The organism is Prosthecochloris sp. (genome assembly GCA_015482705.2).
Classification (GTDB): Bacteria; Bacteroidota; Chlorobiia; order Chlorobiales; family Chlorobiaceae; genus Prosthecochloris.
Genome location: JADMLA020000023.1, coordinates 1 through 20,104, shown reverse-complemented (window position 1 = coordinate 20,104; position 20,104 = coordinate 1). Strand labels below are relative to the sequence as shown.

Annotated in this window: 20 protein-coding genes and 1 pseudogene; 8 read left to right on the top strand and 13 right to left on the bottom strand. The window is 47.4% G+C overall.

The window, feature by feature from the left end:
* Positions 1 to 481: 481 nt before the first annotated feature.
* A complete protein-coding gene (locus QZ209_RS05535; protein ID WP_294345485.1) occupies positions 482 to 811 on the top strand; it encodes a hypothetical protein in 330 nt (109 codons plus the stop codon).
* Positions 812 to 939: 128 nt separating this feature from the next.
* Here QZ209_RS05535 and QZ209_RS05530 read toward each other — a convergent pair whose 3' ends face one another.
* Together QZ209_RS05530 and glgP are read right to left on the bottom strand one after the other, a co-directional pair.
* Positions 940 to 1,884, bottom strand: coding sequence for a dihydroorotate dehydrogenase (locus QZ209_RS05530; RefSeq protein WP_294345482.1), 945 nt, complete (start codon positions 1,882 to 1,884; stop codon positions 940 to 942).
* A gap of 38 nt (positions 1,885 to 1,922) precedes the next feature.
* Positions 1,923 to 4,034, bottom strand: a complete 2,112-nt coding sequence (glgP, locus tag QZ209_RS05525) for an alpha-glucan family phosphorylase (RefSeq protein ID WP_294345480.1) — start codon at positions 4,032 to 4,034, stop codon at positions 1,923 to 1,925.
* Positions 4,035 to 4,176: 142 nt separating this feature from the next.
* Between glgP and QZ209_RS05520 the strand changes: the two genes are divergently transcribed.
* Entirely contained in the window at positions 4,177 to 5,043 is an 867-nt protein-coding gene (locus QZ209_RS05520) for a metallophosphoesterase (protein ID WP_366515752.1), read from the top strand.
* Between the two features lie 272 nt (positions 5,044 to 5,315).
* On the opposite strand, the gene QZ209_RS05515 is transcribed toward QZ209_RS05520, so the two are convergent.
* From QZ209_RS05515 to QZ209_RS05485, 7 genes are all read right to left on the bottom strand, one after another.
* Complete coding sequence (locus QZ209_RS05515; RefSeq protein ID WP_294345474.1) at positions 5,316 to 5,810, bottom strand: ferritin; 495 nt, start codon at positions 5,808 to 5,810, stop codon at positions 5,316 to 5,318.
* Between the two features lie 119 nt (positions 5,811 to 5,929).
* Positions 5,930 to 6,310 (bottom strand): hypothetical protein, encoded by a 381-nt coding sequence (locus tag QZ209_RS05510; RefSeq protein WP_294345471.1) that lies wholly within the window; start codon positions 6,308 to 6,310, stop codon positions 5,930 to 5,932.
* A gap of 98 nt (positions 6,311 to 6,408) precedes the next feature.
* Positions 6,409 to 6,915, bottom strand: a complete 507-nt coding sequence (locus tag QZ209_RS05505; protein WP_294345468.1) for a flavodoxin — start codon at positions 6,913 to 6,915, stop codon at positions 6,409 to 6,411.
* 26 nt (positions 6,916 to 6,941) lie between these two features.
* Complete coding sequence (locus QZ209_RS05500; RefSeq protein WP_294345467.1) at positions 6,942 to 7,289, bottom strand: hypothetical protein; 348 nt, start codon at positions 7,287 to 7,289, stop codon at positions 6,942 to 6,944.
* A 160-nt stretch (positions 7,290 to 7,449) separates the two neighbouring features.
* Positions 7,450 to 8,094, bottom strand: a complete 645-nt coding sequence (locus tag QZ209_RS05495) for an energy transducer TonB (protein WP_294345465.1) — start codon at positions 8,092 to 8,094, stop codon at positions 7,450 to 7,452.
* Positions 8,084 to 8,497 carry a biopolymer transporter ExbD gene (locus QZ209_RS05490; RefSeq protein WP_294345463.1) on the bottom strand — a complete coding sequence of 138 codons (414 nt, stop codon included), beginning with the start codon at positions 8,495 to 8,497 and terminating at the stop codon, positions 8,084 to 8,086. Before QZ209_RS05490 ends, QZ209_RS05495 begins: the two co-directional genes overlap by 11 nt.
* Before the next feature lie 2 nt (positions 8,498 to 8,499).
* Entirely contained in the window at positions 8,500 to 9,099 is a 600-nt protein-coding gene (locus QZ209_RS05485; RefSeq protein ID WP_294345459.1) for a MotA/TolQ/ExbB proton channel family protein, read from the bottom strand.
* A 120-nt stretch (positions 9,100 to 9,219) separates the two neighbouring features.
* On the opposite strand from QZ209_RS05485, the gene QZ209_RS05480 reads away from it, so the two are divergent.
* From QZ209_RS05480 to QZ209_RS05470, 4 genes are all read left to right on the top strand, one after another.
* Entirely contained in the window at positions 9,220 to 11,127 is a 1,908-nt protein-coding gene (locus tag QZ209_RS05480; RefSeq protein ID WP_294345457.1) for a TonB-dependent receptor, read from the top strand.
* A gap of 19 nt (positions 11,128 to 11,146) precedes the next feature.
* Positions 11,147 to 11,608, top strand: coding sequence for a c-type cytochrome (locus QZ209_RS05475; RefSeq protein ID WP_294345455.1), 462 nt, complete (start codon positions 11,147 to 11,149; stop codon positions 11,606 to 11,608).
* 8 nt (positions 11,609 to 11,616) lie between these two features.
* A complete protein-coding gene (locus tag QZ209_RS12615; RefSeq protein WP_366515751.1) occupies positions 11,617 to 11,805 on the top strand; it encodes a YezD family protein in 189 nt (62 codons plus the stop codon).
* 88 nt (positions 11,806 to 11,893) lie between these two features.
* Positions 11,894 to 13,720, top strand: coding sequence for a TonB-dependent receptor (locus QZ209_RS05470; RefSeq protein ID WP_294345453.1), 1,827 nt, complete (start codon positions 11,894 to 11,896; stop codon positions 13,718 to 13,720).
* A gap of 82 nt (positions 13,721 to 13,802) precedes the next feature.
* On the opposite strand, the gene dmeF is transcribed toward QZ209_RS05470, so the two are convergent.
* The 4 genes from dmeF to QZ209_RS05450 form a co-directional block, all read right to left on the bottom strand.
* Positions 13,803 to 14,771 (bottom strand): CDF family Co(II)/Ni(II) efflux transporter DmeF, encoded by a 969-nt coding sequence (gene dmeF, locus QZ209_RS05465; protein ID WP_294345450.1) that lies wholly within the window; start codon positions 14,769 to 14,771, stop codon positions 13,803 to 13,805.
* 75 nt (positions 14,772 to 14,846) lie between these two features.
* Positions 14,847 to 15,803: a CbiX/SirB N-terminal domain-containing protein gene (locus QZ209_RS05460; RefSeq protein ID WP_294345447.1), complete on the bottom strand. Its 957-nt coding sequence runs from the start codon at positions 15,801 to 15,803 to the stop codon at positions 14,847 to 14,849.
* 44 nt (positions 15,804 to 15,847) lie between these two features.
* Complete coding sequence (locus QZ209_RS05455; protein WP_294345445.1) at positions 15,848 to 16,417, bottom strand: PepSY-associated TM helix domain-containing protein; 570 nt, start codon at positions 16,415 to 16,417, stop codon at positions 15,848 to 15,850.
* Between the two features lie 12 nt (positions 16,418 to 16,429).
* Complete coding sequence (locus tag QZ209_RS05450) at positions 16,430 to 17,368, bottom strand: CbiX/SirB N-terminal domain-containing protein (protein WP_294345443.1); 939 nt, start codon at positions 17,366 to 17,368, stop codon at positions 16,430 to 16,432.
* A gap of 218 nt (positions 17,369 to 17,586) precedes the next feature.
* On the opposite strand from QZ209_RS05450, the gene QZ209_RS05445 reads away from it, so the two are divergent.
* Both QZ209_RS05445 and QZ209_RS05440 read left to right on the top strand, forming a co-directional pair.
* Positions 17,587 to 19,929, top strand: a complete 2,343-nt coding sequence (locus tag QZ209_RS05445; RefSeq protein ID WP_294345440.1) for a TonB-dependent receptor — start codon at positions 17,587 to 17,589, stop codon at positions 19,927 to 19,929.
* An 85-nt stretch (positions 19,930 to 20,014) separates the two neighbouring features.
* A pseudogene (locus tag QZ209_RS05440) lies at positions 20,015 to 20,104 on the top strand (MotA/TolQ/ExbB proton channel family protein); the annotation flags it as partial.

Sequence of the window (20,104 nt, the reverse complement as noted above, 5' to 3'; positions counted from 1 at the left end):
CAAAAGTCATAACTCAAAAGTTAAAAGTAAAAACTATACCACAGCGTTTCGGCAATATGCTCCCTAATGAAAGTCAATGCTCGTTGTTCGTGAAAGTCAAGATTTTTGATGTGGCGCATTCTCGTTTTTTATTTTCGATAACACCAGCCTTTTCTCTTTTTCGATGGTCAGATTTTGCATACTATGCATGCAAGATTCCTTTCTTTTTTCAGTGTTACCCCTCAGCAGTTCCTGTTGTTTTGTCTGTAGAGTGACATGCGTTGTCGTTGCACGATGTCAAAGAGAGTGACTCTGCATAAACAGTTTGCCGCAATTTCACGTTCTAAACGGATCAACTCAATCAATGTCGATTGATGATCAATGGCGGAAAAGCCCTCGATGAAGCTACAATTTCAAGGAGGTGATGCATACGTGTCGGCAGTTCTGTGTTTTGTCTGATTGTATAATTTCGTTAACCATTTCTTTATGAGGAGAAAAAATTATGGCTGTTACAGGAGACTGGACATTGTTTTACGATTGGGGCTGCGATGGTTCTTACAGTAAGACTTCGATGACTGTCAATTCTAATGGAACATGGACCAATGGTGAAGGCTACGATGGTCCGTGGGTACAAATTGCCGGGATGTTCATGTTTACTTTCAACAACAGTGAGACGACCTATGCCGGTAACCTTGCGAGTAAATCGATTACCGGTATCTCGAGTTCTTTCAGCGGATCGAATGGCTGCTTTTACATGTTGCAGTCGGGTGTGCCGACTGCCTTTGGTGCAGAACGTGCCGGCGGTAAGCAGGATTCTCAAGGCGGGAAGTAGATGACATTGCTGTAGATGTTGGGCGAGGATTTTTCATCGCCCAACGTCTACAGTGAAGTTACTGCATGTTCGTTGAGTTCCATGTAGTTCTGTGGGAACCGGTTACAGTGACGATAGTTTCCGTTTTCTCATCCTACAATCAAACTTCCCGTATACTCCCCGATTGTCGGATTTTCCGGTTCGGCAAAGAACTCTTCGAGGGAATCGGCAATGGTTTCACCGATATCGGGGTCGACAAAATTCATGGTACCGATCTGAATCGCTCTGGCTCCGGTGAGCAGGAATTCCATGGCATCCTCAAACGAGGCTATCCCACCCATACCGACTACCGGTATCGTGACGGCGTTGTATACTTCCCAGACTTTAGCGAGCGCCACAGGCTTCACTGCGGGTCCTGACAGCCCTCCGGTAACGTTGGTAAGAAGGGGTTTTCTTTTTTTGTAATCAACAGCCATACCTACCAGCGTGTTTATCAACGACACCGAGTCGGCACCCGCTTCTTCTGCAGCCAATGCGATGGAGCTGATGGAGGTGACGTTGGGGGTTAGTTTTACCATGAGATGCCGTTTCGTAATCGAACGCAGCTTCGAGACGATTTCAAAAGTCGCTTCACGACTGACGCCCATGATCATACATTCACCCTTGACATTGGGGCAAGAGAGATTTATTTCATAAGCGTTGACGCCTTCACAGTCTTCAAGGTGTTCGATGACCGTACAGTAATCATCGATGGATTTTCCAGCGATATTGACGATAACCGAGGTGTCGAGCTGCTGTAGAAAAGGGATTTTTTCCGCTATGAATCTCTTCAGGCCTACATTGGCGAGACCGATGGCATTTATCATACCGCAGGGGGTTTCGGCAATACGCTGTGGAGGGTTTCCCTGACGGGGTTCAGGCGATATGGCTTTGGTGACAATGCCACCTATTTTACTCAAGTTCGTAAGCTTGTTGAGTTCTTCACCGTACGAAACCGTTCCCGATGCAAGAAGAACCGGTGAGCGCAGATCGAGACCGCGCCCAAGGGAAACAGCCGAAAACCTCGAAGATCGCTGTTCAGGATTTTCTATCATTGTTTAAACAGCTTTATTGCTGATGAACGAATAGGTTCTCAATCTTTCAAATAATATTTCTTTGTATAGTCCCTGACCATCCTGTGGGTATTGTATTCCGGGCCAATGGTTGTAATCGCTTTTCGGACTTTCTTGAGCCATTTGACAGGAATGTTATCCACGTTACGATCATAAAATGTAGGGATTATCTGGTTTTCAAGAACATCATAGAGTTTTTCTGCGTCATGATGGTCCTGGGCTTCATGATTGTCGAGCAGCTCACCGCTCCCAATCGACCAACCGTTTTCACCATCATAGGCTTCAGGCCACCAGCCATCGGGAACACTGAAGTTCAAACCGCCGTGCAGAACGGTTTTCTGTCCTGACGTCCCGCTGGCTTCCATCGGCCGTATCGGGTTGTTGAGCCAGACATCGACACCGGATATCATGCGTTTTGCCACTCCGAGATTGTAGTTTTCGAGAAAGATGATTTTTCCTTTGAACTGGGGAAGACGAGTATGCTCTACAATCTGCTGGATGTAATGTTTGCCGGCATCGTCATGAGGATGCGCCTTGCCAGCGAAGATGATCTGCAACGGCATCGTCGGGTGGTTGACAATTCTGGTGAGGCGTTCAATGTCCGAAAAAATCAGCGGTGCTCTTTTGTATGTCGCAAAGCGTCTTGCAAAACCTATGGTAAGAACGTCCGGCGAGAGCGGGTTTTTACTTGATTTCGATGAATCCGCTTCCATATAGGTTGTATAAACATGCTGATGGAAAAGCTGGTTTGAAAGGTACCTATAGATAAAGTCGATAAGGTTTCTTTTCAGGCGGTAGCGCAGGCACCACAGCTCCTCGTCGGTTACGTTCGCAAGAACCTTCGATGCGTCTTCCTGGGAAGATGTCAAAGTGTCGAGGCTGTCGGTATAACGGCGCCAGAATTTATCGGTGAAGCCGCTGGTCCAGCTTGCGGTGTGAACACCGTTTGTGATATGCCCGATAGGGACGTCACCCGGAGAATCAACCGAATAAATATGCCGCCACATTTCACGTGATACCTCTCCATGCAGCTTTGAAACACCGTTTGCATTTCGTGAAAGGTTGAGCGCGAGAACCGTCATGGTGAACAAATCGTGAGGATTCGAAGGGTTTTCGGAGCCCAGGCGGAGGAAATCCTCAAAAGCTATACCGTTTTTCTGGAGGTAACGGTCGAAAGAGTAGTGCATCATGTCACGTGAAAAGCGATCATGGCCTGCAGCTACAGGGGTGTGTGTCGTGAATACACATTGCTCTTTGACATTAGCTTTCGCTTTTTCAGGCTCCACGCCATCGGCCAATTCTTTCGCGAGGAGCTCTACCGTGAGAAATGCGGAATGGCCCTCGTTCATATGATAGACGGCAGGATCGATTCCAAGAGCTCTGAGCAATTTTACGCCGCCGATACCCAGTACAATTTCCTGGTTGATTCGCATGTTCTGATCACCGCCATACACTCTGGAGCATATGTCACGGTAATGAGACTCGTTGGCCGGAATGTTGGTGTCGAGAAGATACAGTTTCGCTCTACCGACATTCAGGTACCAGGCCTGGGCAAGTACTTCGCTTTGAGCGATATCGAGGGAGATGATCAGGTCGTTACCGTCGGCGTCTGTAACTTTTTCCAGCGGAAGACTTTCCGGATACTGTAAAGGATAGTCTTCCAGCTGCCATCCTTCCTGATTGAGATATTGGCGGAAGTATCCTTCTTTATAAAACAAGGTGATGCCAACGAAATTCAGGCCCAAGTCGCTGGCGGACTTGATATGGTCGCCGGAAAGGACGCCCAAGCCTCCAGAGTAGATCCTTACGCTTTCATGTATGCCGAACTCTGCACTGAAGTAGGCAACAGTTTTTTCTGTCAGGGATTGGGCATGCTTTGATGCCCATGTATCCTTTTCCGAGAGATACGCTTCAAAACGCTTTGTGACGTTGTCGAGTTTTTTGCCGAATTCGCAATCGAGGCGGGCTTTGATTTCGTCATGTGAAATATGACGCAGGAGTTCGACTGGGTTATGATTGACTCTCTCCCAGACAAGGGGAGAAAGTTCCTTGAACAGTTCTTTTGCTTCTGTATCCCATGACCACCAGAGGTTTCGGGAAAGATTTTGTAGTGATTCGATTATATGGCGCATAACTTACAAAGAATGAAAATAGTCCAAAAAGATTGCTGTGTGTATTCCGAATAGCTATTTTAAACGGCAGTAATTTACAGTTTCTATTACAAAACGGCGTCTCTAAAATGTGAATTTTTAGCGGTGCCCGGAAATCAATTCTGTGGATTTGTCTGAAACAAGCATAAAACTGGCACATTTTTCAGATTTGCACCTTGCCGGTAGGCAAGATAGTCGTGGGTTCGAGCGCCTTGACAGATTGCTGACCGCTATTGTAAATACCGGCAGCAATCATATCGTTATTACCGGTGATCTTTTTAACTCTACCGATCCTTCGGACTGGGTGACAATCAAAGAGGTGTTGCAAAAAAAAGGGCTTTATTCGTGGGACAAGGTGACGATCATTCCAGGTAATCATGATTTGATCAATCTTGAAGAGGAGATGCGAATCTACAACTCACTGAACCCGGATACCAACGGCAGAAAAAAAAGGTTTCGCAGAAAGATCAACGAGTTCTGCCATATGTTCAGGGAGTTGATAACAGGGGAAGGCGAGACGTCAGGTTTTCCTTATATCAAGGTGATCAATTTCGGTGAAGTGTCTATTTCTTTTGTCGTCGTCAACACGGCTTATCCCTGGGCGAATATCGATAATCCATTGGGAGCAAGAGGGCAGGTCAGCATGGGCGAACTCGAGGCTCTTTTCGATCCTGAGGTAAAAAAAGCACTTCAGGGAAGTTTTGTTGTTGGGGTTTTTCATCATGCCTTCAGGATTTATGAAACGGATGCATTGATCGACCAGGCATTTGACTGGACGATGGAGTTGAAAAACAGGGAAGAGCTTCTGAATGCAATGCTCCATTTAAATGCAGGTATTGTGCTTCATGGGCATTTTCATCGTTTTCAGACCTATATGATCGGTGGCATGAGGTTTTTTAATGGAGGAAGCTTCAGTTGCAACCCCCGGCGTTATAGTGAAATTTCCATCGAGAGTGACGGGAGGTATGCGCAAAGGTTTGTCGATATATAGGTAGTAAGATAGTAGGTAATGGGTAGGTAATGGGGGGGCAACGAGAAAGAGGCGGTCTCATTAGTCCTTATAGTCTTCATGCAGTCATCCTCGGGCTTGATCCGGGGATCCATCTTCCAATAAAAGTCAGTGTGTATGCCGCATCAAGTGCGGCATGACTCTCTGCCTGATACGTATATGTATGGTGACCGAAAGTCGTCAAGCTGTCCTTTTGAGACCGCCTCTTCCTTTTTTTCTCGATAACTTTCGATTTGTCGGGATGTTCCGTTCTATCAACCCATGCCGCGGCGGGCAAGCTGGCGATCGAGCATCAACAGGGCCTGGCCTTTTTCACCAGCCATCTTAAGGGTTTCGAGAATCTCGGATGCGGAAGCTTCCTCTTCCACCTGTTCTTTGATGAAGCCATGGAGCATGACCTGAGAAGCGTAATCGTTTTCTTTCAGGGCTTTTTCATAGAGCTTGTTGATCGACGCTGTAATGGATCGCTCATGGTTCAATACATCCTGGAACAGAGCCGTTGGTGATTTGAAATCCAATGGGGGCTGTTCGATCGCCCCAAGTTCAGCGCGGCCGCCTCTTTCAATGATGTACTTGTAAAACTGCATGGAGTGTCCGATTTCTTCCTTCTGCTGCTCTTTCAGCCAATGGGCAATCCCCGGGAGATTCAGGGATTCGCAATAGGCCGCCATGGAAAGGTAGAGGTGTGCAGAATACAGTTCCTTGTTTATCTGCTCGTTGAATGCTTTCTGAAGAGTTTTGTTCAACATTGACTGTTACTCCTTTTCTCGATTACGTTACTAAAAACATAAGGGACGAAATATACAATTCGATATAAAACATCATCTACGAGCAAAATGTTTCCATTTTTCCCTGTTTGAGGATTGGTTTAAAAGATCCAAAAACCAGATACCTGTCCGTCAATCACGCCCATTTTCGCCACTGAATTTTCTTTGCTTTCTCCATAACGGATTTTCCACAGATGCACAGTATTACCTTGTTGATGGAGCTTCGATAAATATTCGGTTGTATATCCTTTTCCGATAAGGGGTGCGAGCTGGTCGGAAACCGAGGAAAAAGCCTGTTTCGGGATGTTTTTTTTGAATGTGGGTGTTCCATTTGATAAAAATGCGTCGTAATCGTTATCTGCAATAGCCTTCATCAGCTGCGACAACACAATATGTTCCGTTTTCAGTTCTTCTTCGGCAAAGGCTGAAGAAAACGTAAAGAGACTTAGTATTCCTGCGACTATGATTGGTAACGTTTTCATGATATTCTTTTTCCAATGAGTGTAAAACAAACGACCGCCAAGGAGGTAGCGGCCGTTCAATGCTGGGGGATTCTGGCAACGAGTGAAGAACTGAAAGGTTATTGAAACATATGGCTGATGTTCGAGACCCAATGAGTTATCCGGTCGGGCGTCATATCGTCCTGATTGTCAACGTCAAGTGCAAGACCAACGAAATTTCCCTCCACCACAGCCGTAGACGCTGCGAAGTCATAACCTTCAACAGACCAGGAGCCAACGGTTTGACCTCCTCTTTCCTTGACTTTTTCGTAAATGGTCCCCATTGCATCGAGAAAAACGTCTGCATAGTTCACTTGATCACCGAGACCGAAAAAGGCTATGGTTCTACCTGAAAGATCCAGCTGGTCAAAACCCGGTAAGAAGTTTTCCCAATCGCTTTGAAGCTCTCCAAATCCCCAGGTCGATGAACCGAGAATAATATTGTCATACGATAAAAGAGATTGAGGATCTGCGTCGGCAATATTGTGTAGTTCAACATTGTCGTTGCCCATCTCTGCTGCAATCATCGATGCGACATGCTCAGTATTCCCAGTTTCAGAGCCATAAAACAAACCGATGGTTTTCATAAGATTATCATTTTTGTGCGTTGATATTATTTTTTGCTTCCTTGACGAGAAGGTTTTTCTACCAGTTCCAGTATTTTTAGGGCTTCGGACGAACCTTCCTGAATGACAGCGTTGAACTCATCAAAATCTTTTCCCGAAATGCTGAGTTGTACGATTCCGACCATGAGCTTCAACGTTTTATCATGGAATATTTCCGGGTTTGCCGATCGCATCTCTTCCCATTCATAGCATTCCCTCATGATATGAAAGAGCGTTTGTTGGGGGATGGTCAGCATCACATATTTGTAATGAAGGTGGTAGTGCCCGCAATGGCACTTTTTCAGCAGGGTATTTTGCGGCCTGCAATGGCGGTGTTTATTCTGATGTTCCGGCATAGTTATGATGTTTTGTTTTAAATTAGACAAAATATAAATAAACATTTTTTTGTGTCAAACATTTTTTTCAAAATCGCATGAAATAGTAAAGGTATTCGCAATTGTTGATTTTTCGCGAAAGGCTGACAATGGAATGACTATTGGGGATGAGTGCCGAGCGTCAGTTGAGCATGTAGCACACGGGGATTTCCAGGCTCAATTCTCCAAGCTTGTAATCGGATGGCGCGGGAAATGGTGATGATTTCTTGACGGCATCCAGTGTTGCTTTATCAAGAGGCTCATAGCCAGAGGAGGAGAGCATGGTGATCTGTAGCACGCTCCCGTCTTTTGCAATATGAAGTTTGATGAGCGAGGTGCCTTCATGGTTTTGCTTTTTTGAAAAACGGGGGTAGTGCTTGTTCTGTTCGATTTGAGCACGAATTATAGCCAGGTAACTGCTGATTTTCGAAGCAGACGCCTGAGAAGATGTTTGCCGTGGGTTTTCTCCTGTTTCATCGGTTGTTTTCTGAAGCAGTTTTTTGTCTTTCGTTGGCTGGATCGTTCGATGTTTTACCTTTTCCTTTTTTACTGGAGTTTTCTTTTTAACGGGAGCGGGTAAAGGATTTGTTTTTTCCGGCTCAGAGGGTGTTTTCTGTTGTGGTGTGTCAGTGTTTTTTGCCGGTATCGATACCAAGCTCAGGTTGATTGCGGCTGAAGGTATTTGTGCCTGGCTTTCAAGAGGGGGGATCCTGTAGAGCAAAAAGCAGGCTGAATGGAATGCAAAAGCAATGGCAAACGAGATGATGTTGATTTGTTTATTGCTCATAACGCCGCTTTTTTTCCGTTACTACGGCGATATTGTCTGCACCTGCTTTTTTGGCGATGTCCATGACGTTGATTACCAGGCCGAAATGAATCTGTTTGTCGGCTATGAGTCGTATGTTTTTCTCGCTATGCTTGTCCAGGAGCCCGGAGAGTCGCTCATAGAGCTGATCTATGGTTATGTTCTGGCTGTTGAGCGACAGGGAGCCTTCGCTGCTTATACCGAGAGTTATTTCAGGTTCTTCCTGAACGGTTGACGTTTCTGATTCCGGAAGACTGACCGGCATCATCGGCTTTGCAAAAATCGATGTCAGCATGAAAAAAATAAGTAGAAGAAATACCACATCAATCATTGGTGTCAGGTCGAGCCATTTCCTTTTTGGGGGAGGTGTTTGAAGTTCCAGCATGGTTATTTTCCAAGATGTTTTATGGCTTCCGAACCGTAGTATTGCATCAGGAAAGTAAAGGACTGTACTTTTTCTTCGAGCAGGTGATGTACAACCATCGACGGGATTGCAACTCCGAGTCCTGCGGCTGTTGTGAGTAGCGCCTCCCATATTCCCCCTGCCAGCATGGACGGATCGACAGAGCTGTTCGCATAGGAAAACTGTTGAAACGCATTGACCATACCGAGAACTGTGCCAAGCAGGCCTATGAGCGGTGCAACTCTACTGATCAATTCGATAAGATGCAGGTTTTTGCTGAGCCTCTTGATTTCTTTGTTTCCGGTCAAAGTCACTTCTTCTTCGATCGATTCCTTTTTTTCCCCTGCGTGCAAAAGTCCCGCCGTGAGTACAGCTGCAACCGGGCCGGATGATGCTTGGGAAAGCCGCAATGCTCCATCGATCTGTTCCTTTTCGATAAGATCATGAACGGCTTCAGGGACATCGGCCGAGCGTCCCGCCCTGAAAAAATGAATGCTTCGTTCGATGGTGTATGCCAGTGTGAGAACAGAGCAGGCAAGAAGCAGATACATCAGGGGGCCACCAGCATCAAAAAAATACCACATAGAGAAAAACAGGTTACAGGTGCGAGAGACGAAAAAATGTTTCAATAATTACAAATTAATTGTTATTTAGACAAATTAAAATTAGTTAGATTTTCAAAACATCACTGAGGTAAACGTTTTATGGTGAAAAAATTAGTTGGTATTGCAGCGGTAGCCGTAGGTTGTTCTTCTTTTGTTTACGCTGATGAAACTGTTCAGCATCATCAGCTTGGTGAGATGGTAGTGACGGCGACGTTGTCGGAAACACCGGTCGAAAAGATTCCTGCTGCCATCGAAATCATAGATCGAAGTGATATCGAAGAAATGGGGGTGCAGACACTGCATCAGGTGTTGACTGAAGCGCAGGGGGTCAATCTCGAACCGGCCAGTGGACGAATGAGTACCGTTCGTTTGCGCGGATTGAGCAGCAGCAAGACCCTTGTGATGATCGATGGTATGCGCTTGCCGACAGGGTTTCAGGATAAGGTCGACCTGGGAGAAATCCCTGCTGGACTGATCGAGAGGATCGAAATCGTTCGAGGCTCGGCTTCGGCTCTGTATGGCAGTGACGCTATCGGCGGTGTCGTCAATGTCATCACCAGGAAACCGACCAGTGAAACGTCAGCATGGTTGAACGCTCAGTATGGAGAGAGTCGGCACGGTGAAGCCGAAAACACGGCATTCGATGCAGGAGTAAGCGGTAGTTCCGGGGCATTGGGGTATGTTATCGCTGGTTCTTTTGTCGATAAAGGCAGGTTTGATTTCGATACAGCGGATCAGCAAACCGATGGAGACGACAAAGAGGTTACAGCTGGAGCGGCAACCCTGACATGGGAAATCGATGAAGGTTCGGAACTGGCTGTCGGTGTCACCTATGCCGATGTAGAGCGTGAGGGGTTACGCCCGAAAAGGAAAAAGGAAAACGACTGGCTGAACACATCGGAAAGACTGACCGGGCGGATAGAGTTCAAGAAAGCACTTACAGAGAGTTCAAGTATGTTGTTTCGCGCCTATCGTTCGGAATATGACTGGGACGTCAGTCTCACCCCGACGGACGGTTCCGAGCCCGAGGTGCACGATGTCGAGCAGACTACCGATCAGTTCGAAGGCCGTTGGGTAGGTTCCCTGTTCGGCAGTCACAAGCTGACTGCAGGAATCGAGTATCGCACTGAAGAACGGACTGAAGATGGTGTCGAGAGTGACATCGACAACCTTGGACTTTTTCTTCAGGATGAGGTGTCCGTTACCGACAGGCTGAACGCCATTCTCGGCCTGCGTTTCGACGATCATTCAGGATTTGGATCGGTCTATAGCCCGAGATTGGGGGCGGCTTATCAGTTGAGTGATTATTTGCGTGTAAGAGGGTCGTATGGCGAGGGTTTCCGTGCTCCTTCAGCTTTTGAACTCTATTCCGGCTCGCCTTATACCATAAGGAGAATCCTTATCCCGAATCCCGACCTCGATCCGGAAACATCGCGTACGTGGGAGGTCGGAGCTGATCTCGATTACAGTGCACTCAGGGTGAACGTTACCCTGTTTCGCAATCATATCGACGATATGATCGCGGAAGTCTTTACCGGACGGTACCAGGGATCGAAACCGAAGATACCGATCAATGAAATGCAAAATATTGCCGAGGCCATGACCCAAGGGCTCGAATTGACGGTCAGGCTGGATCTTGGCTACGGACTGTCGCTGGCTGAAGAGTTGACCATGCTGAAAGGAGAGAACCGGACGACGGGAGAAAAACTGCTGTACGTTCCTGATGTTTCCAATGTTCTCAAGCTGGCTTATAACGAACCTTCCGTCGGTTTTTCGAGTAATGTCAGGGTGGTGACCGTAGGGAGTCAGTATACAGGAGTCGAGACTGAAGCCGAAGCGTACTCCATCGTCAATGTGTATGCCTCGAAATCGTTGACGGACAATGTTCGTCTCTACACGGGTGTTGACAATCTGTTCGACAAGCAGGTTGACGGCGGGTATGGAAACGTCTACGGGGCAGGGAGCAGCGGAACTTTTTTCTATGGTGGTGTAAGTTTGAATCTGTAACGAATTAAAAAAACTAACAGTGAAAAAAAAGTTTCTTTTCGGGCGACATGCACTGCTTGCACTATCGCTTGCCTGTATTGCCGGGGGGTATGGATGCGGTTCCCCCCAAAACGCTTCGGATAACAAAGATAGTCAGGGTGAAGCTGCAGAGGTGGTCGATGGTGCATCGATTTATAAACGCTACTGCAGCAGATGTCATTCCATGGAGCCACCTCCGAAATTCGGTCCACCGATAAAAGGTATCGCAATACATTACCGTGAGGCTTTTGCCGAAAAAAAAGAGGCCGTAGAACATATGGTGACCTTCATGCAGAAGCCCGATGCTTCACTGTCAAAATGCCGTCCTGAAGCAATACGTCGTTTCGGGCTCATGCCCGCCATGAACCTGTCTGAAGAAAAATTGAGCGTGGTTTCCGAGTGGCTTTGGGAGCAATTCGATCCGGAACTGAAACGTCTCCATGATTCCGGTCATCATCATTGATAAAAACTATGATAGACAATTCTGAGAAGAAAGCGGTAAACCACAATGATTGCAAGAGTCAGGACACCATTATTCTGGAAGAGTTGGTTCAGTGTTTTAAAACTATTGCGTACGGAGAGGTTGTTGTCACAATACACGATTCCAGAATTGTTCAGATCGAAAGGCGTGAAAAAAAAAGATTTCCGTCCGAGAAATAAGGCGACTGCACAGGCAGAGTTTAACAGAAGTAACAAGAGAGCGTCCGACCGGAATACCGGAGGATGCTTGGTGTATTAACGATGTACTATGAAATTACATTTCAATAACAGGAGAATCAGTACTCTTACACTGGTTTTGCTGCTATTCGTCGGTCCATCGGGTAAGGTGGCGGCAGAGCCGCGCAGCGAAACTCTCGACAAGATCGTTGTGAGCGCGACAAAAACGCCGCATACCCTGGGAGATGTACCGGTCGCCGCCGAAGTCATTACACGTGAGGAGCTGCTTGAAAAAAATGTCCGTACGGTTCAGGAAGCTCTCGAAAAAACAACAGGGCTTACGATCGAATCGAATTCGGGTTCTTATGGGGATAAAGGTCATGTAAGCATCCATGGACTCGAGTTCCGCCATACTTTGGTGCTGATCGATGGGCAACGGGTTCTCGGAGGGCACCAGAACGCTATCGATATCCAGCAGATTTCCATCGAGATGATCGAGAGAATCGAGATTCTCAAGGGTCCCGCATCCGCTTTGTACGGCAGTGATGCCGTGGGAGGTGTGATCAACATCATTACTCGAGGGACTCCCGACAGCCCTGAATTTTCCGGTTCGCTGGGAATGGGCTCCCGGGGCACGACGATAGGAACCGTTTCGGCCGGGACAGGAATCGGGAAACTCGGGGGCCGGTTCAACTACACCTACCGTGAGTCCGATGGGGTCGATAAAGAGTTCGATCCTTACTATGAGCACATTGTGCAGGGAACCCTGTCGTATGATCTTTCCGAAACAATGGATATAGATCTCAAGCCGTATTACTCCTATAGTGAAATGTCGAAACAGGATCGGTTCCAGGAGCGTTACGGTTTGAACGCTCTTTTCGAATGGGAGCCGGATGATGCATCGACAGCGCGGATAAGAGGTTCTCTGTTCGATTATCATCACTGGACTGAAGACAGGGCTACCGATTATGTGCTGGACGATTATGAGCTGGAAGTTGGTTATTCGAGGGTGCTGTTCGACAAGCATTTGGTGAGCGCCGGTTATGAATTCTGGCAGGAAGAGCGTGAAGATGAAAGCAAATCGCTTTTTGTCGATCAAAACCTGCACAGCTTCTATCTGCAGGACGAGATCGATCTTTCCCCTGTTGTCATAGTGCTGGGCGGGCGGCTCGATGCACATGAGAAATGGGGGGAGGAGATCAACCCGAAAGCAAGCGTCATGTATAAAGCATCCGATGCTTTGACCTTCAGAGCTTCGGTCGGGACGGCGTTCAAGGCTCCTTCGCTCTTGAAACTATACGGCGACTGGATGATGGGGCCATACCTCGTTCATGCCAATCCTGATCTCGAGCCGGAAAAATCCCTGGGATATCAAGCAGGTGCCGAGTATGCGTTCAGCAAGGATGTGACCGGAAAGGTATCGTTGTTCAGGAACGAGCTCGAGGATTTGATCGATACCAGGACTGTGCGTATGGGGCCTCCTCCATGGGATATGTACTACGAAAATGTCGATGAAGCCATGACACAGGGGGTTGAGGTCAACCTGGATGCTCGCCTCAATGACCATATATCAGCAAGGGCCGGATATACGCTGCTCGATACGGAAAACAAACTTACCGGAAATGAACTGGTTCATAGACCCGACCACAAATTTTTTGCAGGTGTCGATTTCAGAATTCCGGTAGCGGATCTTCGCATGCATATCGAATCGGCGTATACCGGTGAGCGTTGGGATGACGAAGACAACACGATCAGGCTCGATGATTTCTGGATATGGAGCGCTTCCATTGCAAAAGAGATCGGCGAGTATACCGAGGTGTTTGTCAAGGTGGACAATATTTTTGATGAGAAAGACATCGATGACGAGTACGATATCGACGGCGTGGAGTTTCTTGCCGGGGTAAGAGTTGACTTGTAATCATTGATAAAACAGCTTTTTTGCTGTTTTTGAAGGAGTCTCGAGAAGCGTGGCTGGTTCTCGGGGCTCTTTTTTTGTTTTTTCACCGCTGTTGCGGCTGAACGGAAAGCTGCGGTGTTATGCAAGGAGGTTCCTTACATTCATGCACTTCTATGGTAACATGTGACAACTGCTCGAAAGGATGTAACAGATTCTTGTAATGTTCTGTCGTATTGGGAAAATGGGTTACCACAGAAATTATTGCAGCATAATCGTTTGTTCCGACTTTCCATATGTGCATATCGGAAACTTTGTTGTCGGCATCTTTCTCGATGGCATCGAGTATCTTTTTTCGATACTCTTTCTCGATACTCGCATCGAGCAGTATCGGTCCGGTTTCCCTGAGCAATCCATATGACCAGCGGGTTATGACAACGGCTCCGACAATCCCCATGACTGGATCCAGCCAGTTACAGCCTATATGTTTTCCTGCCATGAGCGCCATGATGGCAAGCAATGACGTCAGGGCGTCAGCCAGAACATGCAGATATGCTGCACGTAGGTTGTGGTCGTGGTGGTGATTGTGTTCGTGTATATGCCCATGATGGTGGTGTGCATGTTCGTCCTTGAGCATAAAGGCGCTGGCCAGATTGACCAGGAGGCCGATGGTTGCGACAGTAATGGCTTCGTTGAAATGAATGACCTGGGGATTCATGATTCTTTCCAGTGATTCCACGACCATAACGAGAGCTACGACAGCAAGGGCGACCGCGCTCGAAAAGCCTCCCAGTACCGTGACTTTGCCGGTACCGAAGGTGAATGCGGGATCTTTGGCATGTTTGCGGGCGTACCGGTAGGCGAAAATAGTGATCATGAACGCCGCTACGTGCGTACCCATGTGCCATCCATCGGCAAGAAGAGCCATCGAACCGTACATGCTGCCGGCATAGATCTCCGCCACCATGGTAACCGCTGTCAAAAGAAGAACGTAGCGTGTGCGCTGTTCACCCCTGTTGTTTATCGTGGCAAAGTCATGGCTGTGTTGCCATCGTGCCAATGTGTGTACATGCATGTTGTTCTCTTTTACTTTCCTTTTTAGTGTCTCTACTCATGGCAGATTCGACGATAATTACAAATTTCAGTTTTTTTAGAATTTTGTTCCTGCTTGAATATTTTCAGCATATTCTCTCGCCACATCGATAATCCACTGCTCCAGATTAATGTCGGGGAGAATGGCATCGGGTTTATACAGAACCCTGCTTTCGTAGTCGTTGATTTTTGTAATGCCGCTACCGATAATTTCTCCCTGGAATTGTTCACTGCTCGATACAAGCAACGGGATGACGATCGCTCGTTTTTTCTTTTGGAGTATACGGCTCACCGCTGCAGTGGTCGTGTCAGGACTGTAATGAGCGATGTGGCCGCACCAGGCTGTGGTATGAGCGGTGATACCTGTTTCGTTGCAGACATGTGTACCTACATCATTGAACAGTGCCGTCCACTGTTCGTCAAATGCTGTCGAACCGTAGCCTACAAGCACCAGGCCCTCTTCTTGTGCTTCGGTGGAAAATGCTCTCGTTCTTCTGAGGGCATTCTTTTTCATGAGGTCGGAAAAATCAAGAGGCGGTGCGAGATGTGTTGTTGCTTTCGGCACATATCGTTCTATGTTTTCGAGTTTCATTTTTTCGAGGGAGGCAGGATTTTCTTTTTTTCCGATAATCGTAGGGATGTCATCGAACATGTGAGTGCCGATGGTCAGAAAAATCGGAATGATGACAATATGCCGGTATTGATCACGGTCGAACGTTTCCAAGGCATCGGCAATAGATGGTTCAGCATGTTCCATGAATGCTGTCCTGACGCCGTCTATCCCTTCGATAGCAAGGATTTTTCCAGATATGTTTTCTTCCAGGTCAAGCAGATTCGAGCGCCATCTTTCCGATCTCGAGCCGTGGTTGAGCAGAAGCACTCCTATACTTTTTGGCTTTGAATCGCTAACGATTTCCTTTTCCGGTGCGCTGCATGCTGTGAGGAAGATCAGCAGAAAAGCAATGATTTTTTGCGGCAATGAGAAAAAATTATTCCGGTAGAATCTGTGCTTCATGGTAGAGCGGTTATGGTGCAAATTCGGCATGTCGGCGAACGGTATCAAAGGTTCTGAATGATAATGGCTGCGAGGGGAGGGATCAACCCCCCGGTCGCCAGCCATTTGCCCCGACCGGAAAGCCCATTGTTGCCCCGCAGCATGAACATTCCAGATACTGTAATGACAATCAGCATCCCGGCAAAGATATCCGAGGCCCATTTCCACCATTCTACGCTGTTACGGTGGAGTACATTGACCTGATAGAACAACGGTCTTCGTGATATTTTTTCGTATTCTCCGGTGCCATCCTGCAGATTGACGAAAAGAGTTGCATCCTTGTAGTAAATCTTTACCTGTCTTTCCGAAGGAAAGTCATAGAGTCTGAACGATGATTCTCCCGCTTTGGAGCTGAATTCGGCTATCACTTCATCAGTAATGTCGTCGATCGCGTAACCCTGTCCGAAATCCAGAGTGTTTTTGTTGACGATGAAATCGGGGTTCCAGTCATCGATATGGTTCAGCGCTATACCTGAAAGACAGTAAGCGATGATCAATCCGGCAAAAAAATAGCCCAAGTCACGATGCAGGACATTGTTGATTTTTCTCAGTGAGTCACGGTTTTTCTTACTCATATTCAACTGATATTACTGGTTACTGATTGTAGCTGCATACTCCTTGCTGATATCGATAACCCATTGCTCGACATCGGGATCGGGTAATATGGCGTCCGGTTTATAGAGCACTCTGTCTTTCTCATTCCCGATTTTTTCTATTCCACCTCCAATGATGCGTATCTGGAAATTTTCGTCGAACGCGATCAATGACGGGATGACAATGGCTGTTTTTTTCTTTTCGAGGATGCGTTCGATGGCTGTTGTTGTCGAATCGGGAGTATAGCGTACAATGTGCCCGCACCACCCGATACTGTGTTCACCGATACCCGTTTCACGGGCTACATGTTCCGCTGTCGACCTGAAAAGGTCTCTCCACTCGGTTTCATAAGGTTCCGAACCATATCCGATGAGTACCAGACCCTCTTCTTCGGGTTGTTTTGACAGAGCTTTTGTCCGTCGAAGGACATTGCTTTCGAGGATTTTTCCGAAATCCAGAAGAGGTGTGATATGCACGTTCGCTTTCGGTGTATAGCGTTCGATGTTTTCAAGTCGCAGCAATTCAACCGATTCCGGGTTTTCCTTAAGACCGACGATGGTCGGAATATCATCGAAGGAGTGAGAGCTGACCGTCAAAAGAACGGGAACGATAATGACGTCCGAATAACCTTCCTTGTCGAATTCTTTCAGACGGGTGGCTATTGACGGTTCATGGTATTCCATAAACGCTGTTTTTAGCCCGGCGATATCACCCCTTTCAAGGATTCTTTGACTGACATTGTTTTCAAGTTCGAACAATGTATTACGCCATGTTTCCGAATGTGAGCCGTGACTGAGTAGCAGAAGGCCGGTTTTTTTTTCGATACTGTTCGGCTTTTCTACCGGTTCACTCTTGTTGTCGGTACATGCTACCGTCCAGAACAGACAGAAGAGAAGAAGGAGATGTTTTCCGAAGGGAGTCTTGTCAATCATGGCTTTTATCGCTTTTGAAGTGATCTATTGCTAAGTGAAAATTTGTGAATAATATAGTGGAAATATTTTTAATTTGTCCAGTTATAATTTGTTCTGTTCGGTTATTTTACTTTGCTGTGCACTTTTTTCTTGGTTTTTCGGGGTCTATTTTTATTTTGACTCTGTATAAATAAGTGGCAGGATTTTAGTAATCAGTAAAATTCAAGAAAAGCAGCAACATGATCTTGAAAAAGCAGGTTAAACAGATATGTGCACTTCTCGCGTTGTGTGCAATTCCCTTTCAGGGGGTGATGGCCGATACCGTTACGGGTAGGGTTGTCAGCGAAGGGGAACCGGTTCCCTATGCGAACGTTACGGTAAAAGGGACAACTATCGGCATCGCGGCCGACAAAGACGGGAATTACCGATTGATCGGTGTTCCTTCCGGTTCGAGAGTTATCGAAGTTCGTGCAATGGGGTACGGTTCTTCGCAAAAGACAGTGAGTGTGACAGACGGTCAGAATGCCGAGCTCAACTTCAGTCTTACAACCTCGGCTATCAGAGGGAGTGAAATCGTTGTTACCGGATCTCGGGACGAGGTGTTGAGGAAAGAGTCACCGGTTATTGTTTCAACAGTGAGCGGTGAAGAGCTGACCGAAGTGGTACAGGCAGCAACGGTTAGTGAAGGATTGAATTTCGCGACAGGTCTTCGCATAGAAAACGACTGTCAGAACTGCGGTTTCAACCAGCTTCGTATGAACGGTCTCGAAGGACCTTATTCGCAGATTCTTATCGATGGTCGGGCGGTGTTCAGTGCGGTTGCTGGTGTGTATGGTCTCGAGTTGATTCCGGCAAATATGATCGAGCGAATCGAAGTGGTTCGAGGGGGCGGTTCGGCTCTTTATGGCAGCAATGCTATCGGGGGTACCGTCAACCTGATTTTGAAGGATCCCGTTGTCAATTCCTATGAATTTTCAGGAACTTCAGGATGGGTCGGTGTAGGCGGTGATGATTTCGATGATGCTGCCAATGACTATACGGCTACTCTCAATGCTTCCGTGGTGTCGTCAGACAGTAAGATGGGGATGACGGTATTCGGTTTTTACCGGGACCGTGATCCTTTCGACGCCAACAGCGATGGCTTCTCCGAACTTCCGGAAATCACCAATACAACGATCGGTCTTCGTGCGTTCAGAAAGATCGGCGATCGTGGCAAGCTGACGGCCGATTTCTTTACGATCGATGAAGATCGTCGAGGCGGTAACGATTTCGACGCAGTCGAACACGAGGCGGATATCGCTGAATCCATCAGGCAGAAGATCATCAACGGAGCACTTACCTACTCTCAGTATTTTAGGGATTATGACAAGCTTTCTCTCTATATCGCTACACAGCACATCGACCGTGATGCCTACTACGGTGCGGAGAAGCAGCTTGACGCCTATGGCCATACGGATGATTTGAGTCTGCAGATGGGGGCTCAATACAAGGCGATCTTCGGTCCTTCCCAGGTTATCGCGGGTGTCGAGAACAACCGTGAGTGGCTCGAGGATGATAAGCTCGGTTACTATGATATCGACACGGATACCCATGTGCCGGAAACGCCAGTGGCTGATCAGGAGAGCAATATTGTCGGTGTTTTCGGGGAGTATCAGTATACGTGGGACAAGTTGAAAGCTACTCTGGGGCTGCGCTGGGATAATTACGAGATTACCAACGAAATCAGTCCTGATGCGGATATATCGGATGATATTCTGCTCCCGAGAGCGACCTTACTCTACTCTTTTTCCGATGACTTGCAGGCGCGTTTGAGTTATGCGGCGGGATATCGTGCTCCCCAGATTTTCGATGAGGATCTTCATATCGAATCGTCCGGTTCGAGGCGCATCATTCATGTCAACGATCCGGATCTTACCGAAGAGACCAGCAGGAGTTATATGGCATCGGTCGATTACGATACCATGGTCGGCGATGTGGATTTCGGTTTCCTCGTCGAGGGGTTTTACACGGAGCTGGATGATCCGTTCGCTATCGATATCGGTACACCGGATGTGGATGGTAATGTTATCTATACCCGTTACAATGCCGAGGGAGCGGTTGTCAAGGGGGTCAATCTCGAGGCTCATCTTGCTCCTTCGAACATGCTTGGTATGAGGGCTGGGTTTACCATCCAATCGAGCGAATATGACGAACCGCAGGAGTTCAATGAAAAAGAGTTTTTCAGGACTCCCGATACCTATGGTTTCATAACGGTTGACTGGGAACCGGTTGACCGAGTCGGTATCGCCTTGACCGGTAACTACACCGGTGAGATGCTGGTGCCGTATTACGGGCCTGAAATCGCTGATCCAGACGCAGGTGAGTTGCGTAAAAGTGATGCGTTTTTCGATGCCGGACTCAAGGTTCGTTATACGGTTCCGGTCGATGATGCCGGGCTTCAGTTCTATGCGGGCGTAAAGAATATCTTCAATTCCTATCAGGATGATTTCGATTCGGGGATCGATCGTGACCCGGGCTACGTCTATGGTCCGTTGAGCCCGCGAACCTTCTATATCGGCATGAAGTTCGGCAATCTTCTCTGATGAAGAGTGGTGGTCCGTTTTATCAGCGCCCGTCATGACGGGCGCTGTGCTTGAGGTTTTTTGTTAATGATTGATGATTCATGCTATGAAACAAGGAATATTCACGACTCTCCTGATCGTGTTGACGACGCTGGTGTCGGGAGGTTTTTACCTCTGGATGGGAACGACGCCGGAC

What these genes read in the sequence shown, in the direction of transcription:
- QZ209_RS05470 (WP_294345453.1), top strand. Translation starts at nt 11,894, where the DNA reads ATGAAATTACATTTCAATAACAGGAGAATCAGTACTCTTACACTGGTT.
- QZ209_RS05535 (WP_294345485.1), top strand. Translation starts at nt 482, where the DNA reads ATGGCTGTTACAGGAGACTGGACATTGTTTTACGATTGGGGCTGCGAT.
- QZ209_RS05505 (WP_294345468.1), bottom strand. Translation starts at nt 6,915, where the DNA reads ATGAAAACCATCGGTTTGTTTTATGGCTCTGAAACTGGGAATACTGAG.
- QZ209_RS05455 (WP_294345445.1), bottom strand. Translation starts at nt 16,417, where the DNA reads ATGAGTAAGAAAAACCGTGACTCACTGAGAAAAATCAACAATGTCCTG.
- QZ209_RS12615 (WP_366515751.1), top strand. Translation starts at nt 11,617, where the DNA reads ATGATAGACAATTCTGAGAAGAAAGCGGTAAACCACAATGATTGCAAG.
- QZ209_RS05445 (WP_294345440.1), top strand. Translation starts at nt 17,587, where the DNA reads ATGATCTTGAAAAAGCAGGTTAAACAGATATGTGCACTTCTCGCGTTG.
- dmeF (WP_294345450.1), bottom strand. Translation starts at nt 14,771, where the DNA reads ATGCATGTACACACATTGGCACGATGGCAACACAGCCATGACTTTGCC.
- QZ209_RS05480 (WP_294345457.1), top strand. Translation starts at nt 9,220, where the DNA reads ATGGTGAAAAAATTAGTTGGTATTGCAGCGGTAGCCGTAGGTTGTTCT.
- QZ209_RS05460 (WP_294345447.1), bottom strand. Translation starts at nt 15,803, where the DNA reads ATGAAGCACAGATTCTACCGGAATAATTTTTTCTCATTGCCGCAAAAA.
- QZ209_RS05500 (WP_294345467.1), bottom strand. Translation starts at nt 7,289, where the DNA reads ATGCCGGAACATCAGAATAAACACCGCCATTGCAGGCCGCAAAATACC.
- QZ209_RS05495 (WP_294345465.1), bottom strand. Translation starts at nt 8,094, where the DNA reads ATGAGCAATAAACAAATCAACATCATCTCGTTTGCCATTGCTTTTGCA.
- glgP (WP_294345480.1), bottom strand. Translation starts at nt 4,034, where the DNA reads ATGCGCCATATAATCGAATCACTACAAAATCTTTCCCGAAACCTCTGG.
- QZ209_RS05530 (WP_294345482.1), bottom strand. Translation starts at nt 1,884, where the DNA reads ATGATAGAAAATCCTGAACAGCGATCTTCGAGGTTTTCGGCTGTTTCC.
- QZ209_RS05515 (WP_294345474.1), bottom strand. Translation starts at nt 5,810, where the DNA reads ATGTTGAACAAAACTCTTCAGAAAGCATTCAACGAGCAGATAAACAAG.
- QZ209_RS05485 (WP_294345459.1), bottom strand. Translation starts at nt 9,099, where the DNA reads ATGTGGTATTTTTTTGATGCTGGTGGCCCCCTGATGTATCTGCTTCTT.
- QZ209_RS05510 (WP_294345471.1), bottom strand. Translation starts at nt 6,310, where the DNA reads ATGAAAACGTTACCAATCATAGTCGCAGGAATACTAAGTCTCTTTACG.
- QZ209_RS05450 (WP_294345443.1), bottom strand. Translation starts at nt 17,368, where the DNA reads ATGATTGACAAGACTCCCTTCGGAAAACATCTCCTTCTTCTCTTCTGT.
- QZ209_RS05490 (WP_294345463.1), bottom strand. Translation starts at nt 8,497, where the DNA reads ATGCTGGAACTTCAAACACCTCCCCCAAAAAGGAAATGGCTCGACCTG.